We start from the raw sequence: 18,164 nt of genomic DNA, 5'->3' as shown, positions 1-18,164 counted from the left end.
GGAGCCCGCCCGTGACCCTCCCCCCGCCCCCGGCCATCGAACCGACCGGCCGCTGGGTGCGGCTGTCCGTGCTCACCCCGCGCGGGCGGGCCGACCTGGCGCTTCCGGCGGACGTACCGGTCGCCGAGCTCGTCCCGATGGTCCGCGAGCTCGTCGGCGGCGCCGGCCAGGGCGGGGTGCCGCAGGCGTGGCGGTTCACCGGCCCGGCCGGGGGGCCGCTGCCGGCCGACGCCACCCTCGACGAGCTCCGGGTACGCGAGGGCGAACTGCTCCACCTCGGGCCCGCGCGACCGGCGCCGGCGCCCCCGCGCTTCGACGACGCCGCCGAGGCCCTCGCGCACGCCGTCGGCGAGGCCCGGGACCGGTCCCGTGCGGGCCGCGGCGGGGGGCTCGGTGCCGCGGTGCTCGGCACGGTCGCCGGTTGCGCGGCGCTCACCACGGTCGCCGGTCCGCTGCGGCCGGTGGCGGCCGCCGCGGCGGCGGTCGCGGCCCTGGCCGCGCTCGCCGTGACCCGACGCTGCGGCCGGTCCGAACCGGACACCGGGGCAGCTGCGGCGTGGTGTGCCGTGCCGGCCGCGGCGACCGCCGGGGCGCTGCTGGCACCCGGCCCGCCCGGGGCGGGTGCCGTGCTGCTCGCCGCCACCGGTGCGGTGATCGCCGCCGCGCTCGGCCAGATCCCGGCCCGCGCGGTCTCCCCGGTGCTGGTCGCGATCGCGGTCGCCGGGACCGGCACCGCGCTCGCCGCGCTCGCCCGGTTGCTGCTCGACGCGCCCGCGGCGGCCGTCGCGGCCGGACTGGCCGCCCCGGCGCTCGCGGTGGGGCCGCTGCTGCCGCGGCTGGCGCTGCGCCTCGCCGGCACGCCCGCACCACCGGTGCCGGCCGACGCCGGTGAGCTCGCGGCCGCCGAGCGGATGCCGCCCGGCGACACGCTCACCGTCCGTGCCGGGCTGGCCCGCACGCTGCACTCCGGCGCGCTCGCCGGGACCGCGGTCACCGCCGCCGGGGGCGCGCTGGTGGCCACCGTGTCCGGTGGTCCGGCCGGGGGTGTGCTGCTCGCCGTCACCGCGGCGGTCCTGCTGATGCGGTCCCGGGCACTCGCCGAACCGGTCCCGGCCCGGGTGCTCGCCGGGACCGCGGTGCTGGCCGTCGCGGTGGCCGCCGTCCCGGTCGCGCTCGCGTTCGGACCGGTGCCGCGGCTCGCCGTCGGTGCCGCCCTGCTGCTGGTGACGGCGGTCGGCGCGGTGGCGGTCCGAGCCACCCCGTCACCGCCCGCCCGCCGCGCCCTCGACATCGCCGAGCTGGTGCTGACCGCCGCGGCGATCCCGGCCTCGCTGGCCGCGATGGGACTGTTCACCCTGGTCCGCGGGCTGTGAGCCGCCCACGGAGGACGACACGGGGGGTGGCGGCGGTCACCGTCGGGGTCCTCGGCCTGCTCGGTGCCCTGTGGGGCCCCGCCGCCCCCCACGCACCCGCCGGGCCGGTCACGGCCGGCCGGGTCGCCCCGGGTCCGCCCGGCCCGGCCGACGGGCTCCGGCAGACCGTCGAGTGCACGCCGCCCGGCCCCGGCGGGCCGGGGGCCGCGCCACCGGCCGCGCCCCCACCGGACGGTCTGGCCACCGGAGCGGGCGAGCTCGTCGCGGTGATCGACACCGGGATCGCGCCGCTGCCCCGGCTCGCCGGCAGGTTGCGGGGCGGCGGGGACTACCTGACCGGTGGCGACGGGCTGTCCGACTGCGACGGTCACGGGAGCGCCGTCGCGCTGGTCCTCGCCGGGGCGGCCGATCCGGAGACCGGCACCGGGGCCGGGATCGCACCGGGCGCCGAGCTGCTGTCGCTGCGCCAGTCGTCGGCCCGGTTCGTGGTGAGCGACCCCGACGGGTCCGAACGCCCGGCCGGTGAGATCGCGACGCTCGCCTCGGCGATCGGACGGGCCGTCGCGCTCGGCGCATCGGTGATCAACGTGTCGCAGGTGGTGTGCGTGCCGGCGGACGAGGCCGACCGGGCCGGGGCCGCACTGCACGCCGCCGTCGCCGGGGCCGTCGCCGCGGACGTGCTCGTCGTGGCGGCGGCCGGCAACATCGACCCCGCGGGGACCTGTACCGACACCCCCGGGCTGCGGCCGCTGCCCGCGTCGTACGAGGAGGTGCTGGCGGTCGGCGCGGTGGACGCCCTCGACCGGCCGGCGGCGTTCTCGATACCCGGGCCGTGGATCGACGTCGCGGCGCCGGGTGTCGACCTGCCCGCTCCGGCCGGGCCGGACGGGGCGGTCGTCAGCGGCACGTCGTACGCGGCTCCGCTGGTCGCCGGAACGGCGGCGCTGCTGCGTGAACGGTTCCCGATGCTCACCGCGGACCAGGTCGCCGACCGGATCCTGACCACCGCACGTCCCCCGGCAGCCGGCCGCGACGACCGGGTCGGGACCGGCGTCGTCGATCCGGCGGCCGCGCTCACGGCTGAACCGTTGTTGCTGGTCCCGGGTCACCACGGTGGTGGTGCGAGCGGGGACCGGGCCCCGCTGCCCACTCCGGCGCCGCCACCGCCCGGGCTCCCCCCGGCGGCCGGGGTGGGTGCGGTCACCGCGGCGGGTGGTGCGCTCGCGCTGGCGCTCACCGCCGCGCGCCGCCGCGGCGCGGACCGCGACGGGCGTCCGGGTGCGTCAGCCGGGGACGTCGGTCGTGTCGCGCGCGGTCGCCAGGTCCAGCGATCCGGCTTTCGGCAGTAGCCGCACCAGCTCGGCCGGGGCGGCACCCGGTGCGGCCGCCCCGAGCGCGGCGGCCGTCGGATCGTCGGCGATGCCGTACACCGCCCCGGAGGACGCCAGCAGCCAGCGGGTGCCCCCGGCGCCCCCGGCCGGCACGGCCCGCAGCGGCCCGGGCCCCGTCCGGGGCAGCACCACCCGGTCGAGCCGCGGGCCGGGCCCGTCGGCACCGGTGAGTTCCACCGGCACCGAGCCGTCCCCGACCGGGAGCCGGTCACCGAGGTACAGCCCGCCGCGGCCGTCCCGCCAGGTCCGGCACAGCACCGCTGCGGCGGTCACGTCCACCCGGGCCGTGGGCCACGCGTCCACCCCCGGCAGGCTCCGCCCGACGGCGCCCGCTACCCCGCCGGGCGGGAGTTCGGCCGGGGAGCCCTGCCCGGTGCGGGAGAGCACGGCGTCGGCGAGAGTGACCGGGATCGGGGCCAGGCCGTCACCGGTCCTCAGGTGGTAGCCGGCCGGGCCGCCCTGCGGGCGGTCGACCACCACCTCCCCGGGGTCCTCCGGCAGCCGCAACGGCGGTCCCTCCGGGATCGCCGACAGCAGGCCGTCACCGACCCGGCGGGCCTCGGCGCCGAGCAGGCCGAGCCCGTCGAGGACGGCCCGGTCCTCGACGTCCAGCCGGTGTCGGCGGCCGCCGTGCACCAGGTAGGTCGCGCCGCCGTCGACGGTCAGCAGCGCCGTGTGCGGCGCGGCGTCGGGTACGGCACCGAGCGAACCGGCGAGCACGCTCGTGATCCCCGGCCCGGTCCCGCCGGGCGCGCCCGTGGTGCCGGTCCCGGCCGCGCTGTCGCAGACGGCCCATGCGGGCGGCACCGCGAGCCCGTCCAGGGGGGCGCCGATCGACGGCGGCACGGTGGCGGGCGGGGTGCGGGGGGCGGTGGCGAGCGCGTCGTCGGGGACCGCGACCGGTACCGCAGCCGCCCCGTCGGTGCGGCCGAGGGCGGCGAGCACCAGCCGGCCGCCGACCGCGTCCGGCACCGGGACCAGCCGCGGCGGGTCGGGGGTCACGGCGTACAGCACGCCGGACCGCTCCCCGCGGACCAGCGCCTGTGCACGCCAGTCCGGTGCCGGGTCGTGGCGGGCCAGTACCGCGGTGACCCCGAGCCCCAACAGCCCGACGAGCAGGCCCGCGAACACCGCACGACGCTGCGAACGGAGCTGCTCGTGCAGTGGCACCGGATCGGCCCGGACCAGCGCGGCCTCCATCCGGCGCAGGCCGAAGCGGTAGGCGTCGACCTGGTCGCGGGTGGTCGCCGGGGCCCGCTGCGGGCGGACCGCCGGACCTGCGGGGTCGGGATCGGGGCTCATCGCCCGGACGGTAGGCGGACCTTCACCCGCCCGCGGCGGTTCGGTGCGCCCTGCGTGGAACTACCCCTGGCCGTCCGGTCCGGGATCGTTGCCAGTGCACTGCAGTTGCCCATAACGTGCCACAGCGTGATCACGCTGCGGAACATCGCGGTCCCGTTGCTGGTGGGCCTGGTCGTCGCGGGTTGTTCCGCGCCGACCCCGGGGCCCGGCGAGACCGCCCCCGGGGGCGACGGCTCCACCATGACGCTCGCCGACGGGTACGAACCCGACGACCTCAACCCGTTGCTCGGGTACGGCGCGGAGGGGGCGAGCAAGTTCTACGACGGCCTGTACGCGCGTGACGCCGAGCGGACGCTGCAGCCCGCGCTGGCCTCCGGCCCGGCGACCCCGTCGGCCGACCAGCGGTCCTGGACCGTCCCGCTGCGCCAGGGCGTCACGTTCCACGACGGTTCGATGTTCGGCCCGGAGGACGTCGTCGCCACCTACGCTGCGGTGCTCGACCCGAACCGGGCGGCGACCATCCGGTCGAGCGTCCCGATGCTCACCGGTGTGGAGGCCGCCGGCCCGGACGCGGTCCGGTTCGATCTGGCATATCCCTACGGGGCGTTCCCGGAGCGGCTGACCTCAGGGATCCTGCCGTCCGAGGTGCTCGACGGCGGCGGCCCGGTCGCCGATCTCCCGGTGAACACCGAGGCGCTCGGGACCGGCCCGTACCGGCTCGCCGAGTGGCGTCGCGGGGACACGATGGTCATGGAGGCGAACGAGCAGTACTGGGGCGGCGCACCGGCGGTGAAGCGGGTCACGGTCGTCTTCGCCGCCGACGACAACACCCGCGCCCAGCGCACCGCCGCAGGCGAGTTCGACGGGACCGTGCTGCCGCCCGCGCTGGCCCGGGCGGTCGCCGAGCAGAGCGGCCTGACGCTGCGCGAACACGCCTCCGCCGACTACCGCACCATCGCCTTGCCGTTCGCGGACCCGGTCGCCGCCGACCCCGCGATCCGGGCTGCGCTGAACCGCTCGGTGGACCGTGAGGGCATGATCGACGCGCTGCTCGCGGGCCAGGGCGAACCCGCCTACCACCCGATCCCCGGTGTGCTGCCGGAACAGGTCGAGCCGTCCGCGACGTTCACCCACGACCCGGCCGAGGCCGCCCGGATCCTGGACGAGGCGGGCTGGGTCGCCGGGGCGGACGGCGTGCGGACCCGGGACGGGCAGGCGGCGAGCTTCACCCTGATGTACCCGGCCACCGACACCGTCCGGCGCGATCTCGCGCAGGCGTTCGCCTCGGACGTGCGCGCGGCCGGCATCGACGTCCGGCTGGAGGGGCTCGGCTGGGAGGCGATCGAACCGCGGATGGGGCAGGACGCCGTGGTCCTCGGTGGCGGGGACCCGTTCGACCCGGGGTTCAAGGCATGGCAGCTGCTGCACTCCGCGAACGCCGCCGACGGCTTCAACAACCCGGGTTCCTACTCCGACCCCCAGGTGGACGCGGCACTCGACGCGGCGCTGCGGGCACCCGACGAGACCACCCGGCACGAACGGATCAAGGACTTCCAGCGGGCCTACGTCGCCGATCCCGGCATGGTGTTCCTGGCCTTCCTCGGCCACAGCTACGTCTCCCGGGACGCCTGGGACGGCTACGTCGAGGTGGTCGAACCGCACACCCACGGGGTCACCTGGGGCCCGTGGTGGAACCTCGAGGACTGGACACCCCGGCAGTGATCACACCACCGACCGCGCCGGCGGCCGGGGCCCGCGGTCGCGGACGGGCCGTCGCCCGCCTCGTCGGGCTCCGGGCACTGCTCGGTGTGCCGACCGTGCTGCTGGTGGCGGTCGGAGTGTTCCTGCTGGCCGCGGCCTCGCCGTTCCGGCCGGTGTACCAGTACTTCGGGGTCGGGATCTTCTCCGCGAGCGACGCCGACATCGCCGCCGCCGAGCGGGCGCTCGGCCTGGACGGCGGCGTGTGGGTGCAGCTCGGTCGCTGGCTCGGCGGCCTGCTCGGCGGTGATCTCGGGCAGAGCCTGTCGATGCGTCAGCCGGTGACCCAGGTGATCGCCGAACGGCTGCCGTGGACGCTGCTGCTGGTCGGGTGCGCGCTGCTGGTGTCACTGGTGCTGGCGCTGGTGGCGGGCACGGTGGCCGCCTGGCGCCACGGTGGCTGGTTCGACCGGTGCGTGACCGCCGTCGGGCACACGCTGGAGGGGTTGCCGCCGTTCGTACTGGCGCTGGGCGCGATCGCGGTGTTCGCGGTGGCGTGGCCGGTGCTCCCGGTCGCCGGGCTCACCGACGCCGGTGCGGCGCCGACGCCCGAACAGGTGAGCCGCCATCTCGTGCTGCCGGCGGTGGTGCTGGGCGTCTCCCAGACGCCGTGGCTGGTACTGCACGTGCGGGCGTCGCTGATCTCCTCGCTGGACGACGACCACGTCACCGGGGCCCGGGCCCGTGGCCTTCCGGAGACGGCCGTGGTGCTGCGGCACGCGTTGCCGACGGCGCTGCTGCCGTTCGTGACGGTGCTGGGGAACCGGTTGCCCGAGCTGGTCACCGGCGCGGTGCTGGTGGAGACGGTCTTCTCCTGGCCGGGGATCGCCGCAGCGGTGGTGACGGCCGCGCTGGCGGTGGACTTCCCGCTGCTCGCCGCGCTCACCCTGCTCTCCGCCGCGGCGGTGCTGGCCGGGTCGCTGGTGGCGGACCTGATCGTGTTGCTGCTCGATCCGCGGGTGGACGCCGATGTCTGAGCACACCGCACTCGCGCCGCGCGGAACCCGCCCGGAACGGACGGACGGATGGCGGCCCGCGGGGCGGCCCCGGCCGGGGTCGCCGCGCGGCCGACGCTCCCCGGGCCGCGTCCGCCTCGTCGCCGGGGCGGCCGGGTTGGCGTTGCTGGTGCTGTCGGCGCTGCTGGTCCCCCGGCTCGGCGGGCTCGACCAGGGACTCGTGGACTACACCGCGATCCGCCTGCCGCCCTCGCCTGCGCACCCGTTCGGCACCGACTCGGTCGGGCGGGACGTGCTGCTCCGCTCGTTCGCGGGGCTCTGGGTGTCGCTGCAGGTCGCAGCGGCCTGCGCGGTGCTCTCGACGGTGATCGGGACGCTGTTCGGCGCGGTGTCCGGGCTGCTCGGCGGCTGGTCCGACCGGCTGCTGATGCGGCTGGTGGACGCCGTGAACGCCGTCCCGCACCTGCTGCTCGGCATCGTGATCGTCGCGCTGTACCGGGGCAGCGTGCTGGCGGTGATCGCCTCGATCGGGCTCACCCACTGGACGACGGTGGCCCGGGTGGTGCGCGCGGAGATCCTCTCGCTGCGGTCCCGGCCGTTCGTCGACGCCGCCGTCTCCGGTGGGGCGTCCCGGTGGCGGGTGCTGTCCCGGCACCTGCTGCCCGCGGTGCTGCCGCAGGCGGTGCTGTCGGCGGTGCTGATCCTGCCGCACGCGGTGTGGCACGAGACGGCGCTCAGTTTCCTCGGGCTCGGCCTGCCACCGCACCTGGCCAGCCTCGGGACGATCCTCGGTGAGGGCAGGCAGGCGGTGTTGCTCGGCTCCTGGTGGATCGTGGTCTTCCCGAGCGTGCTGCTGGCGGCGACGACGCTGTGCGTCGCCGGGATCGCCGCCTGGTGGCGGGACCGGTCGTTGCCGCGGCGGCGGTCGGAGCAGGCGCTGTGAGCGCGCCGGTGCTGTCGGTGCGCGGGCTGGACGTCGCGTTCCGGGTGGGCCGCGGCGCCAGGGCCCGGACCGTGCGGGCGGTGACCGGCGCCGACCTGGATCTGCGTCCCGGCCGGTTGACCGCGCTGGTCGGCGAGTCCGGTTGCGGCAAGTCGGTGCTCACCGAGGCGCTGACCGGCCTGCTGCCCGCGACCGCGGCCGTCCGCGGGTCGGCGACGCTGTCCACACCGGACGGCGATCTGGAGCTGCTGGACGCCCCGGAGAGCGACCTGCGCGACCGGGTCCGTGGGCGGTTGCTGGGGCTGGTCCCGCAGTCGGCCGCCACTCACCTCACCCCCACCAGGACGGTCGGGGCGCAGCTGCGCGAGACCCTCGCCCGGCTCGGCGCGGGCATCCCGGTGGCGGAGCTGATGGAGCGGGCCGCGTTGCCGCGCCACGTGCTGGAGCTGTACCCGCACGAGCTGTCCGGCGGGCAGGCCCAGCGGGCCGGGCTCGCGGCTGCACTGGCCGGGGACCCGCCGGTGCTGCTCGCCGACGAGCCGACCGCCGGGCTGGACCGGCCGCTGGTCGAGCACGTCACCGCGCTGCTGGCCGGGCTGGCCGACGAGGGCCGTGCCGTCCTGCTGATCACCCACGACCTGCGGGCGGCCCGCGACGTCGCCGACGACGTCGCCGTCATGTACGCCTCGCGGCTGGTCGAGACGGGCCCGGCCACCGAGGTGTTCACCGGCCCGTGGCACCCCTACACCGCCGGCCTGCTCGGGGCGCTCCCGGACGCCGGGTTCACCCCGGTCCCGGGGCATCCCCCCGAGCTGTCGGCGCTGCCCCCGGGGTGTCCGTTCGCGCCGCGCTGCCCGGAGCGCGAGAGCTGCTCGGGTGATCCCGAACCGGTCCGCCACGGCGACCGCACGGTGTCCTGCAGCGGGCCGGTGGGGTCATGAGCCTGCGTGCCGATGCGGTGACGGCCGGCTGGCGGCGCGGCCGGCCGGTGGTCGACCGGGTCGATCTCGCGGTGCCACCCGGGTCGGTGCTCGGGCTGGCCGGCCCGTCGGGCTGCGGCAAGTCCACGCTGACCCGGGTGCTGGCGCTGCTGCACGCCCCGTGGTCGGGCACGGTATCGGTGGACGGCGAGCCGGTGCACCGGTTCCGGTTCGCCGCCCCGGCGGCCCTGCGCCGCCGGATCGGTGTGGTCTTCCAGTCCCCCCGGGCCGCCACCGACCCGCGGCTCACCCTGGAACGGATCGTCGCCGAGCCGCTGCGCGCCGCGCGGGTGCCGGCCGCCGAGACGGCGCTGCGGGTCGCCGAGGTCGCCGACCTGGTCGGCCTGACCGGTGAGCTGCGCGGCCGCCGACCGCACGAGGTGTCGGACGGGCAGCTCCAGCGGGCCTGCCTGGCCCGCGCGCTCGCCCCCCGCCCGGACTACCTGCTGTGCGACGAGATGACCGCGATGCTGGACGCCTCGACGACGGCCGCGCTGGTCTCGGTGGTGTCGGCCGAGGTGACCGGCCGGGGTCTCGGCGTGCTGGCGGTCAGCCACGACGAGCAACTGCTCGACGCCTGGGCGGGCGAGGTGCTGCGCCCCTGGAGCTGACGCGTCAGTTCAGGACGTCCGCCACCGGGCCCAGCGGCGGCGCCCACTCCCGGATCTGCACGTCGGCGATGACGCCCGCCGTCGAGTACGGGTCGGAGTCGACGACGGCCTGCACCTCGGCCCGGTCCTGCGCGCGGAAGATCAACAGTCCGCCCGCGGGCTCGTCCGGGGCCCAGGCACCGGCGACGAGCAGCGTCGGCTGGGCGGCCAGGTACTCGCGGTGCGCCGGGCGGGTACGGAGCCGCAGCTCGTCGTCGTCGGTGTAGGTGTAGATCACGGCGAAGGTCGTCACGCCTTCACCCTACGATCTCCGGCCCCGGACCGGGGACGTCCGCCGGAGCGGGCCGAGCCTGCGCAGCAGCGTCGGATCGCCGGCTCCGCGCCGGCCGAACCGGAAGTTCTCGCCGACGACCACGTCCGTCGCCCGCAGGCGGCTTCCGACCGCGCGACGGGGCCCGGCATCACGTCCGCGGTGCACCGATGTCCTCGTTCCACAGCTCGGGTCGCTCGGCGACGAAGCGCTCCATCATCGCCACGCATCGCTCGTCGTCGAGCACCCGCACCCGGACGCCGTGCTCGCCAGCCAGCCGTGGCCGCCGTGGAAGGTCCGCGCCTCGCCGACCAGTACCGCGCCGATCCCGAACTGGCGGACCAGCCCGGAGCAGTACCAGCACGGCGAGAGGGTGGTGACCATCGTCGTCGAGCGGTAGTCACGCTGCCGGCCGGCGTCCCGGAACGCGGTGATCTCGGCGTGCGCCGACGGATCGCCGTCCTGCACGCGGCGGTTGTGGCCGCGACCCAGCACCCGGCCGTCCGGACCGACCAGAACGGCACCGATCGGGATCCCGCCCGAGGCCAGACCCACCCGTGCCTGCGCGACCGCCTCGTCCAGCCACACCGGGTCCACAGCGGTCAGCCTAGTGCCGATCCCGGGCGCCGCCACCGTTGCCGGACGAACCGATCGAACCAGCCCGACCGGCGTTGTGCATGGCGGACAGGGCCGGACGGAGGTACCGGGGGGCACCGCCACCGGCGGCTCCGACCGACCGCACAGGCCCTTCGGTATCAACCAGATAGATCACGGTGACATCGCCGCCCGCGCGTGATCCACTCCTCCCCGGCCCCGCAGTGGGGCAGCACCACCTGCACGTGGGAGGTCCTACTTGTCGCTCCGTATCCACATGCTCGCTGCGCTGACGGCTGCCACCGTCGTGCTCGGAAGCGGCGTGGCGTTCGCCGACACCGACGAGATCTCCTCCCGGGACGATGCACTGCAGTCTATCTCCGACGGTCTGGAGCTCATCGACGCGGGTACCCGTTCCGCCGCACTCGGGCACGCGAAGGTCACCGCCGGCCAGAACTGGCTCGTGGCCAACCCCGATACCGACACCCCGACGCAACCACCGGACACCGAGGTCACCGCGACCGCGACCCAGGTCGACGACCGGCGGGCGCGGGTCGACTGGGTGTCGACCCGCAACGATGTCACCGGTTGGCTGATCGGTCGCGACGGCACCGACACCCGAGGTCACGGCAGCTGGTCCACCGAGTTGCCCGCCGACGCCCGAACCTTCACCTTCGACCTGCTCGCCACCGGCAGCACCTACCGTTTCACCCTGCTCCCGCGCACGGACTCGGGTGAGCCGGTACCGGTGGTCACCACGGTGCGGATGACCGGCGGGCCGGTCACCCCGCCCACCACACCGCCGACCACACCGCCGACGACCCCGCCCAACACTCCGCCCACGACCCCGCCCACCACGGCCACCGAGGCCGCGGTGCGGTACGGCTGGGGCACCCCGATCCCCGGCTCCGACGAGTTCGACTACACCGGCCGGCCCGACCCGAACCGGTGGCACTCCGCGGGCGAGTGCTGGCCCGGACACGACGGCAACGGTCGCCGCTGCGCCTCGCGCAGCACCGTGAACGGATCCACGCTGGTCATGACCGGCCTGGCCAACGGTGACTCGGGATGGCTCGGCCACAAGGTGGACCGGCAGTACGGCCGCTGGGAGGCCCGCGTCCGCAGCCAGGGCACCGGCACCGGGCACGCCTACCGGCCGCTGCTCATCATCTGGCCGACGTCGAACCGCTGGCCGCAGGACGGCGAGTACGACTTCTGGGAGAACCGGACGCCGAACAGCGCCTGCGCCGGGCACTTCATCCACTATCCGCACCCGCCGGGTGCGGTGCAGCAGGAGGGTGGCTGGTGCGAGCGGCAGAACGTCGATCTGAACCAGTGGCACAACGTCGCCATCGAATGGACACCCCAGCACGTCAAGGGCTTCATCAACGGTGAGGAGTGGTTCTTCTACTCCGGTGGAGCCGGCCCCGGGGGGCGCAACGCCATCCAGGCGATGCCCTCGGGCCACCTGACCATCCAGCTCGACAACTTCCACGGCAGCGGCATGCAGCCGGCCAGCTACGAGGTGGACTGGGTACGGCTCTACCGCTGAGCCACCCCTCCGGCCCGGGACGACCGATCGGTCACCCCGGGCCGGGGTCGTCGACCGGCCGGTCGTCCTCGCGTGGCGCGATCTCCCGCGTCATGTCGCGCAGGAACCGGATCACCACGTCGCGCTCCCGCCTGCTCAGGCGAGCCGCGGCGTGGAATCGCCGCGCGTGCTGGCGGCCGATGCCCTCCCGGGCGGCGAGATGGGTACCCGGTGTGATCCGCACGGCCAGTGCCCGCCGATCCGTCGGGTGCGGCTCGCGGGTCACGTGCCCGGCCCGCTCGAGCCGGTCGAGCATCTTCGTCGTCGAGGCGCTGGAGATGTCCAGGTGCTTCGCCAGCCCGCCGGGCGTGGCGACCACGTCGCGGTTCGTGCAGACGATGAGGTAGTGCAGCGCCATCATGTCGGTCTCGTTGAGCTGCATGTACCGGCGGGACGCCTCGGCGATCCGCTTCTCGGTCGCCCGGAGCTCGCCGAGCGCGGCCATCAGCTCGGAGATGTGTGCGACGTCCTCGGGCGCCACCCCGGACCGGTCGACGAGGTCGCCGTCCGGGTCGTTGGCCACGACGTCGTAGACGGCACCCGGGCCCGGATCGAGGTCGGTCGTCCGCGCACCGTCCGGAGCGGCCCGCCGCCCTGATCGCCGCCCGTCCCCGGGAGACCCTGCGTCCGCCACGGACCGATCATAGGGCGAGAAATGTATCTAGCCTAGCTAGCATCTAGCCGCGCTAGGTATATGGTGCGGTGGCGGAGCGCCACCGCTCCCGGCCCCACCCGACTCGCCGACAGGGATCCACGAGCATGACACCGTCACACCTCCCGAGCGGGCGGACCCCGGCCGGGCGGACCACCAGGTCCTGGCCCAGGGTGCTGCTGCCCGCCCTGCTGATCCTCGCCTGGCTGGTGGCCGCGTCCTTCGGGGGCCCGCTGTTCGGGAAGATCGACGAGGTCTCCTCGAACGACCGGACCGCCTACCTGCCGGAGTCGGCCGAGGCGACCCGGGTCCAGGAGCTGCTCGGAGGCTTCCGCGACACCGACGAGATCCCGGCGATCGTCGTCGTCGCCGCACCGTCCACGCTCTCGGCCGAACAGCTGACCGCCGTCTCCGACGCGGTGGCGGCGCTGTCCGCGATCGACGGCGTCGGCGCCGAGGTCTCCCCCGCGCTGCCGTCCGAGGACGGCCTGGCCGTCCAGGCATTCGTCCCGATCAGCGCGGACGCCGAGATCGGTGAGGTCGTCGACGAGATCAGGGAGCAGCTCCGGGCGGGTGTCCCGAGCGGATTCGCCGTGCACCTGACCGGCCCCGCGGGTTTCACCGCCGATCTCGCGGCCGGCTTCGCCGGCATCGACGGCCTGCTCCTCGGGGTCGCGCTGCTCGCGGTACTGATCATCCTCCTGGTGGTCTACCGGTCGCTGCTGCTCCCGGTCGTGGTGCTCTCGACCAGCCTGTTCGCGCTCTGCGTCGCGCTGCTGGTGGTGTGGTGGCTGGCCAGGGCCGGTGTGCTGCTGCTCAGCGGCCAGACCCAGGGCATCCTGTTCATCCTGGTCATCGGCGCGGCCACCGACTACGCACTGCTCTACGTCGCACGGTTCCGGGAGGCGCTGCGCTCGCACCGCGACACCGGGGCCGCGATCGTCGCCGCCTGGAAGGGGACGGTCGAACCGGTCCTGGCGTCCGGCGGCACCGTCATCGCCGGTCTGCTGTGCCTGCTGCTGAGCGACCTGAAGTCGAACAGCGCCCTCGGCCCGGTCGCCTCGATCGGGATCGTCTTCGCGATGCTCTCCGCACTCACCCTGCTCCCCGCCCTGCTGTTCCTCCTCGGGCGGGCCGCGTTCTGGCCCCGGCGCCCGGTCCACGAACCGGATGCCGTCGCGGCCGAGGACGGCATCCCGGCCCGGGGCGTGTGGGCACGGTTGCCCGAGCTCGTCCGGCGCAGACCCCGGGCGGTCTGGATCGTGACCACCATCGTGCTGCTCTGCGGGGCGGCGGGCATCGTCCGGCTGGACGCGGTCGGGGTGGAGCAGTCCGAGCTCGTGCTCGGGGCCTCGGACGCGCGGGACGGCCAGGCCGTCCTGGGGGAGCACTTCCCCGGCGGTTCGGGCAGCCCGGCCTATGTGGTCGTCGCCGAGTCCGGGCTCCGGGCGGCCGCGGACGTCCTGCTCGCACATCCGGGGGTCGACGGGGTGACCGTCGCGACCGCCGACACCCCCGGTGGCGCCGCACCGGTCACCGGAACCGGGATCACCGCGTTCGGCCCGCCGGGGACCGCCCCGCCCGCACCGACCGTCGTCGACGGCGAGGTGCTGCTGCAGGCCACGCTGACCGACGCGGCCGACTCCGCCGCGGCCGCCGACACCGTCCGGGAGCTGCGCGTCGAGCTCGACGACGTCGGCGCCCTGGTCGGCGGGACCACGGCGACCTCGGTCGACACCAACGCCGCGTCCGTCCACGACCGCAACCTGATCATCCCGGTGATCCTGGTGATCATCCTGCTGATCCTCATGGTGCTGCTGCGCTCGGTACTCGCGCCGGTGCTGCTGATCCTCACCACCGTGCTGTCGTTCGGCACCGCGATGGGGGTGTCGGCGGTCGTCTTCGACACCGTGTTCGGCTTCCCCGGCGCGGACCCGGCCGTCCCGCTCTACGGCTTCGTGTTCCTGGTGGCCCTGGGGATCGACTACAACATCTTCCTGATGACGCGGGTCCGGGAGGAGTCGCTGCGGCACGGCACCCGGCCCGGGGTGCTGCGGGGGCTGGCCATCACCGGCGGCGTCATCACCTCGGCCGGGCTGGTCCTCGCGGCGACCTTCGCCGCGCTGGCGGTCATCCCGATCCTGTTCCTGGTCCAGCTGGCCTTCATCGTCGCGTTCGGCGTGCTGCTGGACACCTTCGTGGTGCGCAGCCTGCTGGTCCCCGCGCTCGTCCACGACATCGGGCCCCGGGTGTGGTGGCCCTCGCGGCTCGACCGGCGGGTGGATCCCGAACCCGCCGCCGCGGCGCCGGCCGGGACCCGCACCGGTCCGTGACCGGGCCGGCGTACTACTCGCCGCGGACCCGCACCCTGCGGGTGAGATCGGCACGGGCGGCGAGCTCGTCGTCGGGCGGGTAGTCGACGCCGGTCAGCGACAGCCCGTGCGGCGGCGCGACCAGCACCTCCGACGCCCGGGCCGCGCGGCTGAGCAGACCGGCGGGCCAGTCCACCGCACGGTGCCCCCGCCCGACCTCCAGCAGCGCGCCGACCAGGCTGCGGACCATCGAATGACAGAACGCGTCCGCCGAGACCGAGGCGACCAGCACCCCCGGTTCGCCGTCGGCGGGGGCCCAGTCCAGGCGCTGCAACGCGCGTACCGTCGTCGCGCCCTCGCGGCGCTTGCAGAACGCGGCGAAGTCATGCTCACCGAGCAGCAACCGGGACGCGGCGTTCATCGCGTCCGGGTCGACCGGGTGGGGCCAGGCGACGGTGTCCCGGGCGCGCAGCGGCTCCGCACCGTAGGGGGCGGTGCTGACCCGGTAGCGGTAGTGCCGGCGCAGCGCCGAGAAGCGGGCGTCGAACGCGTCCGGCACCCGGGTGACGCCGCGGACCCGGACGTCGGTGGGCAGGTACCGGTTGATCCGGCGGAGCAGTCCGTCCAGCTGCGGCGCGAGCGACCCGGCGAGGTCGAGATGGGCGACCTGTCCGCAGGCGTGCACCCCGGCGTCGGTCCGCCCGGCGACGGTCAACCGGACCGGGGCCCGCAGCACCGTGGCCAGCGCATCGGTCAGCACACCCTGCACGGTGCGGCGGGTCGGCTGCTGAGCCCACCCGGAGAAGTCGGTGCCGTCGTAGGCGATGTCGAGCCGCACCCGGAACGGATCGGGAACGCCGACGGGCCCGCCGTCCTGGTGGACGGCGGGCCCGCTCGGGTGGTGCGGCTGGCTCAGGAGTCGGACTCCTGCTGGGACGCCGGCTTCGAGAAGCCGGCGGCCTCGGCGGCCTCCTCGGTGGCGAACCAGACCTCGGCCACGGTGCGGTCGTAGTGCGACGAACCGGGCACGTGGTACAGCATCGAGTCGGCGTTGCCCTTGATCTCGAAGCCGTCCGGGGCCTGCGCCGGGTCCTCCAGCGGGGCGTGCGAGCCCTCGCCGTAGGGAGCCTCGGCGGGCTCGGTGACCTCGGCGGTCCCGGCCGGGGCCTCGGAGACCTCGGTGGCCTGCGAGGACTCCGCAGCCTCGGTGGCCTCCGGGGCGGCGGCCTGCGACGCGGCCGCGCGGCGGGCGCGGTTCGCCTCGTCGGTCACCGTCTTCTGCTGGACCAGCTCGATGACCGCCATCGGGGCGTTGTCGCCCTTGCGCGGCATCGTCTTGGTGATCCGGGTGTAGCCACCGTCGCGGTCGGCGAAGAACGGACCGATCTCGGTGACCAGCCGGTGCACGACCGACTTGTCGCGGATCACCTTCATGATCTGCCGACGGTTGTGCAGGTCACCGGCCTTGGCCTTGGTGATCAGCCGCTCCGCGTACGGACGCAGCCGCCGGGCCTTGGCCTCGGTGGTCGTGATCCGGCCGTGTTCGAACAGCGAGGTCGCCAGGTTGGCCAGGATCAGCCGCTGGTGCGCGGGCGACCCGCCGAGGCGGGCCCCCTTGGTGGGCTGGGGCATGGCTACAACTGCTCCGTTTCTGCGTAGTCCTGACCGTCGTCACCGAAGGTGCCGGGGTCGAACCCGCTGTCACCGTCGGCGCCGTAGTCGCTCGCCGCCGCCGACGGGTCGAACCCGGGGGGGCTGTCCTTGAGGGCCAGGCCGAGGCCGACGAGCTTCATCTTGACCTCGTCGATCGACTTGGCGCCGAAGTTGCGGATGTCGAGCAGGTCCGCCTCGCTGCGGCCGACGAGCTCGCCGACCGTGTGGATGCCCTCACGCTTGAGGCAGTTGTAGGACCGGACGGTGAGGTCCAGCTCCTCGATCGGCATCGCGAACGCCGCGATGGTGTCCGCCTCCTGGGGGGAGGGGCCGATCTCGATGCCCTCGGCGTCCACGTTCAGCTCGCGGGCCAGGCCGAACAGCTCGACCAGGGTCTTGCCGGCCGAGGCCAGCGCGTCCCGCGGGGTGATGGACGGCTTCGACTCGACGTCGAGGACGAGCTTGTCGAAGTCGGTGCGCTGCTCGACTCGCGTGGCCTCGACCTTGTAGGTCACCTTCAGCACCGGCGAGTAGATCGAGTCGACCGGGATCCGGCCGATCTCGGCACCGGTGGCCTTGTTCTGCATGGCCGGGACGTAGCCGCGACCGCGCTCGACGACCAGCTCGACCTCGAGCCGGCCCTTGTCGTTGAGCGAGGCGATGTGCAGGTCCGGGTTGTGCACGGTGACACCGGCGGGCGGCACGATGTCGCCGGCGGTGACGGCGCCGGGGCCCTGCTTGCGCAGGTACATCGTCACCGGCTCGTCCTCCTCGGAGCTCACGACGAGCTCCTTGAGGTTCAGGATGATGTCGGTGACGTCCTCCTTGACCCCCGGCACGGTGGTGAACTCGTGCAGGACGCCGTCGATCCGGATGGAGGTGACGGCGGCACCGGGGATGGAGGAGAGCAGGGTCCGGCGCAGGGAGTTGCCGAGGGTGTAGCCGAAGCCCGGCTCCAGCGGCTCGATGACGAACCGGGAACGGGTCTCGGTGACGACGTCCTCGGTGAGGGCGGGTCGCTGAGAGATCAGCATGGGTGTGTGCCTCCTTACGACACCTGCGGCAACCGCTATTTGAAGCCGCAGCGAGCCGCCGCCCCTCCCTGCGGGGCGGCGGGATGTCGAGCTACTTCGAGTAGAACTCGACGATGAGCTGCTCGGTGACCTGCGTGTCGATCTGAGCGCGCTCGGGCAGCTGGTGGACCAGGATCCGCAGCGTCGAGGGAACGACCTGCAGCCAAGCCGGAACCGGACGGTCGCCCTGGGTCTCCCGGGCGATCACGAACGGGTCGGCGTTCCGCGACTTCTCGCGGACGTCGATGATGTCGTAGCGCGAGACCCGGAAGCTGGGGATGTCGACGCGCTTCCCGTTGACCAGGAAGTGGCCGTGGTTCACCAGCTGGCGGGCCATCCGCCGGGTGCGGGCGAGGCCCGCCCGGTACACGACGTTGTCGAGGCGCGACTCGAGGATCTGCAGCAGCTCGTCGCCGGTCTTGCCCTCCCGGCGGTGCGCCTCCTCGTAGTAGCGACGGAGCTGCTTCTCCTGCAGCCCGTAGCCGAAGCGCGCCTTCTGCTTCTCCTGCAGCTGCAGGAGGTACTCGGTCTCCTTGATCCGGATCCGGCCGTGCTGGCCGGGCGGGTAGGGACGACGCTCGAACGCCTGGTCGCCGCCGACGAGGTCGGTCTTCAGTCGGCGCGACTTGCGGGTCATGGGGCCGGTGTAGCGAGCCATGGTTGTA

15 protein-coding genes and 2 pseudogenes are annotated in these 18,164 nt (G+C 74.8%); 9 read left to right on the top strand and 8 right to left on the bottom strand.

Annotated elements, in window-relative coordinates:
• Window positions 1–11: 11 nt before the first annotated feature.
• Both eccD and mycP read left to right on the top strand, forming a co-directional pair.
• Window positions 12–1,373, top strand: coding sequence for a type VII secretion integral membrane protein EccD (gene eccD / locus AB0J24_RS03205; RefSeq protein ID WP_358674645.1), 1,362 nt, complete (start codon window positions 12–14; stop codon window positions 1,371–1,373).
• A 26-nt stretch (window positions 1,374–1,399) separates the two neighbouring features.
• Entirely contained in the window at window positions 1,400–2,722 is a 1,323-nt protein-coding gene (gene mycP, locus AB0J24_RS03200; protein WP_358674643.1) for a type VII secretion-associated serine protease mycosin, read from the top strand.
• Here the strand turns inward: mycP and eccB are convergent.
• The gene (eccB, locus tag AB0J24_RS03195; protein ID WP_358674640.1) at window positions 2,657–4,066 is read right to left on the bottom strand and encodes a type VII secretion protein EccB; all 1,410 of its coding nucleotides are present in this window, start codon (window positions 4,064–4,066) and stop codon (window positions 2,657–2,659) included. The genes mycP and eccB overlap by 66 nt on opposite strands.
• Window positions 4,067–4,192: 126 nt before the next feature.
• On the opposite strand from eccB, the gene AB0J24_RS03190 reads away from it, so the two are divergent.
• The 5 genes from AB0J24_RS03190 to AB0J24_RS03170 are packed head-to-tail and all read left to right on the top strand — an operon-like array spanning window position 4,193 to window position 9,314.
• A complete protein-coding gene (locus AB0J24_RS03190; RefSeq protein ID WP_358674637.1) occupies window positions 4,193–5,788 on the top strand; it encodes an ABC transporter substrate-binding protein in 1,596 nt (531 codons plus the stop codon).
• Window positions 5,785–6,801: an ABC transporter permease gene (locus AB0J24_RS03185; protein ID WP_358674634.1), complete on the top strand. Its 1,017-nt coding sequence runs from the start codon at window positions 5,785–5,787 to the stop codon at window positions 6,799–6,801. The genes AB0J24_RS03190 and AB0J24_RS03185 overlap by 4 nt, the downstream gene beginning before the upstream one ends.
• A complete protein-coding gene (locus tag AB0J24_RS03180; protein ID WP_358674631.1) occupies window positions 6,794–7,723 on the top strand; it encodes an ABC transporter permease in 930 nt (309 codons plus the stop codon). The genes AB0J24_RS03185 and AB0J24_RS03180 overlap by 8 nt, the downstream gene beginning before the upstream one ends.
• Entirely contained in the window at window positions 7,720–8,664 is a 945-nt protein-coding gene (locus AB0J24_RS03175; RefSeq protein ID WP_358674629.1) for an ABC transporter ATP-binding protein, read from the top strand. The genes AB0J24_RS03180 and AB0J24_RS03175 overlap by 4 nt, the downstream gene beginning before the upstream one ends.
• Window positions 8,661–9,314, top strand: coding sequence for an ATP-binding cassette domain-containing protein (locus AB0J24_RS03170; RefSeq protein ID WP_358674626.1), 654 nt, complete (start codon window positions 8,661–8,663; stop codon window positions 9,312–9,314). Before AB0J24_RS03175 ends, AB0J24_RS03170 begins: the two co-directional genes overlap by 4 nt.
• 4 nt (window positions 9,315–9,318) lie before the next feature.
• Here AB0J24_RS03170 and AB0J24_RS03165 read toward each other — a convergent pair whose 3' ends face one another.
• Window positions 9,319–9,606 (bottom strand): YciI family protein, encoded by a 288-nt coding sequence (locus AB0J24_RS03165; RefSeq protein WP_358674623.1) that lies wholly within the window; start codon window positions 9,604–9,606, stop codon window positions 9,319–9,321.
• Between the two features lie 169 nt (window positions 9,607–9,775).
• Window positions 9,776–10,230: pseudogene (locus tag AB0J24_RS03160) on the bottom strand (nucleoside deaminase).
• Window positions 10,231–10,495: 265 nt separating this feature from the next.
• Here AB0J24_RS03160 and AB0J24_RS03155 point away from each other — a divergent pair.
• The gene (locus AB0J24_RS03155; protein ID WP_358674620.1) at window positions 10,496–11,770 is read left to right on the top strand and encodes a glycoside hydrolase family 16 protein; all 1,275 of its coding nucleotides are present in this window, start codon (window positions 10,496–10,498) and stop codon (window positions 11,768–11,770) included.
• A 31-nt stretch (window positions 11,771–11,801) separates the two neighbouring features.
• Here AB0J24_RS03155 and AB0J24_RS03150 read toward each other — a convergent pair whose 3' ends face one another.
• Window positions 11,802–12,443 (bottom strand): MarR family transcriptional regulator, encoded by a 642-nt coding sequence (locus AB0J24_RS03150; RefSeq protein WP_358674617.1) that lies wholly within the window; start codon window positions 12,441–12,443, stop codon window positions 11,802–11,804.
• Between the two features lie 125 nt (window positions 12,444–12,568).
• Here AB0J24_RS03150 and AB0J24_RS03145 point away from each other — a divergent pair, with 125 nt between their 5' ends.
• Window positions 12,569–14,794, top strand: coding sequence for an efflux RND transporter permease subunit (locus AB0J24_RS03145; protein WP_358674614.1), 2,226 nt, complete (start codon window positions 12,569–12,571; stop codon window positions 14,792–14,794).
• Between the two features lie 13 nt (window positions 14,795–14,807).
• Here AB0J24_RS03145 and truA read toward each other — a convergent pair whose 3' ends face one another.
• The 4 genes and pseudogenes from truA to rpsD form a co-directional block, all read right to left on the bottom strand.
• Entirely contained in the window at window positions 14,808–15,611 is an 804-nt protein-coding gene (truA, locus tag AB0J24_RS03140) for a tRNA pseudouridine(38-40) synthase TruA (protein ID WP_358674612.1), read from the bottom strand.
• Between the two features lie 323 nt (window positions 15,612–15,934).
• A pseudogene (gene rplQ, locus AB0J24_RS03135) lies at window positions 15,935–16,405 on the bottom strand (50S ribosomal protein L17); the annotation flags it as partial.
• Between the two features lie 2 nt (window positions 16,406–16,407).
• On the bottom strand, window positions 16,408–17,460 hold the full coding sequence (locus tag AB0J24_RS03130; protein ID WP_344028904.1) for a DNA-directed RNA polymerase subunit alpha: 1,053 nt from the start codon (window positions 17,458–17,460) through the stop codon (window positions 16,408–16,410).
• Between the two features lie 91 nt (window positions 17,461–17,551).
• A complete protein-coding gene (gene rpsD / locus AB0J24_RS03125; protein ID WP_358674609.1) occupies window positions 17,552–18,157 on the bottom strand; it encodes a 30S ribosomal protein S4 in 606 nt (201 codons plus the stop codon).
• Window positions 18,158–18,164 lie beyond the last annotated feature (7 nt).

The sequence above is a fragment of the Pseudonocardia sp. NPDC049635 genome, from assembly GCF_040659795.1.
In the GTDB taxonomy this organism is placed as follows: Bacteria; Actinomycetota; Actinomycetes; order Mycobacteriales; family Pseudonocardiaceae; genus Pseudonocardia.
Note: the sequence above shows the minus strand (reverse complement) of the source record. Positions and strands in the feature narration are given on the sequence as shown.

Excerpts from the sequence above, each read along its gene's own strand:
- AB0J24_RS03130 (WP_344028904.1), bottom strand. The coding sequence starts at position 17,460 with ATGCTGATCTCTCAGCGACCCGCCCTCACCGAGGACGTCGTCACCGAG.
- AB0J24_RS03170 (WP_358674626.1), top strand. The coding sequence starts at position 8,661 with ATGAGCCTGCGTGCCGATGCGGTGACGGCCGGCTGGCGGCGCGGCCGG.
- eccB (WP_358674640.1), bottom strand. The coding sequence starts at position 4,066 with ATGAGCCCCGATCCCGACCCCGCAGGTCCGGCGGTCCGCCCGCAGCGG.
- AB0J24_RS03145 (WP_358674614.1), top strand. The coding sequence starts at position 12,569 with ATGACACCGTCACACCTCCCGAGCGGGCGGACCCCGGCCGGGCGGACC.
- AB0J24_RS03155 (WP_358674620.1), top strand. The coding sequence starts at position 10,496 with ATGCTCGCTGCGCTGACGGCTGCCACCGTCGTGCTCGGAAGCGGCGTG.
- AB0J24_RS03180 (WP_358674631.1), top strand. The coding sequence starts at position 6,794 with ATGTCTGAGCACACCGCACTCGCGCCGCGCGGAACCCGCCCGGAACGG.
- rpsD (WP_358674609.1), bottom strand. The coding sequence starts at position 18,157 with ATGGCTCGCTACACCGGCCCCATGACCCGCAAGTCGCGCCGACTGAAG.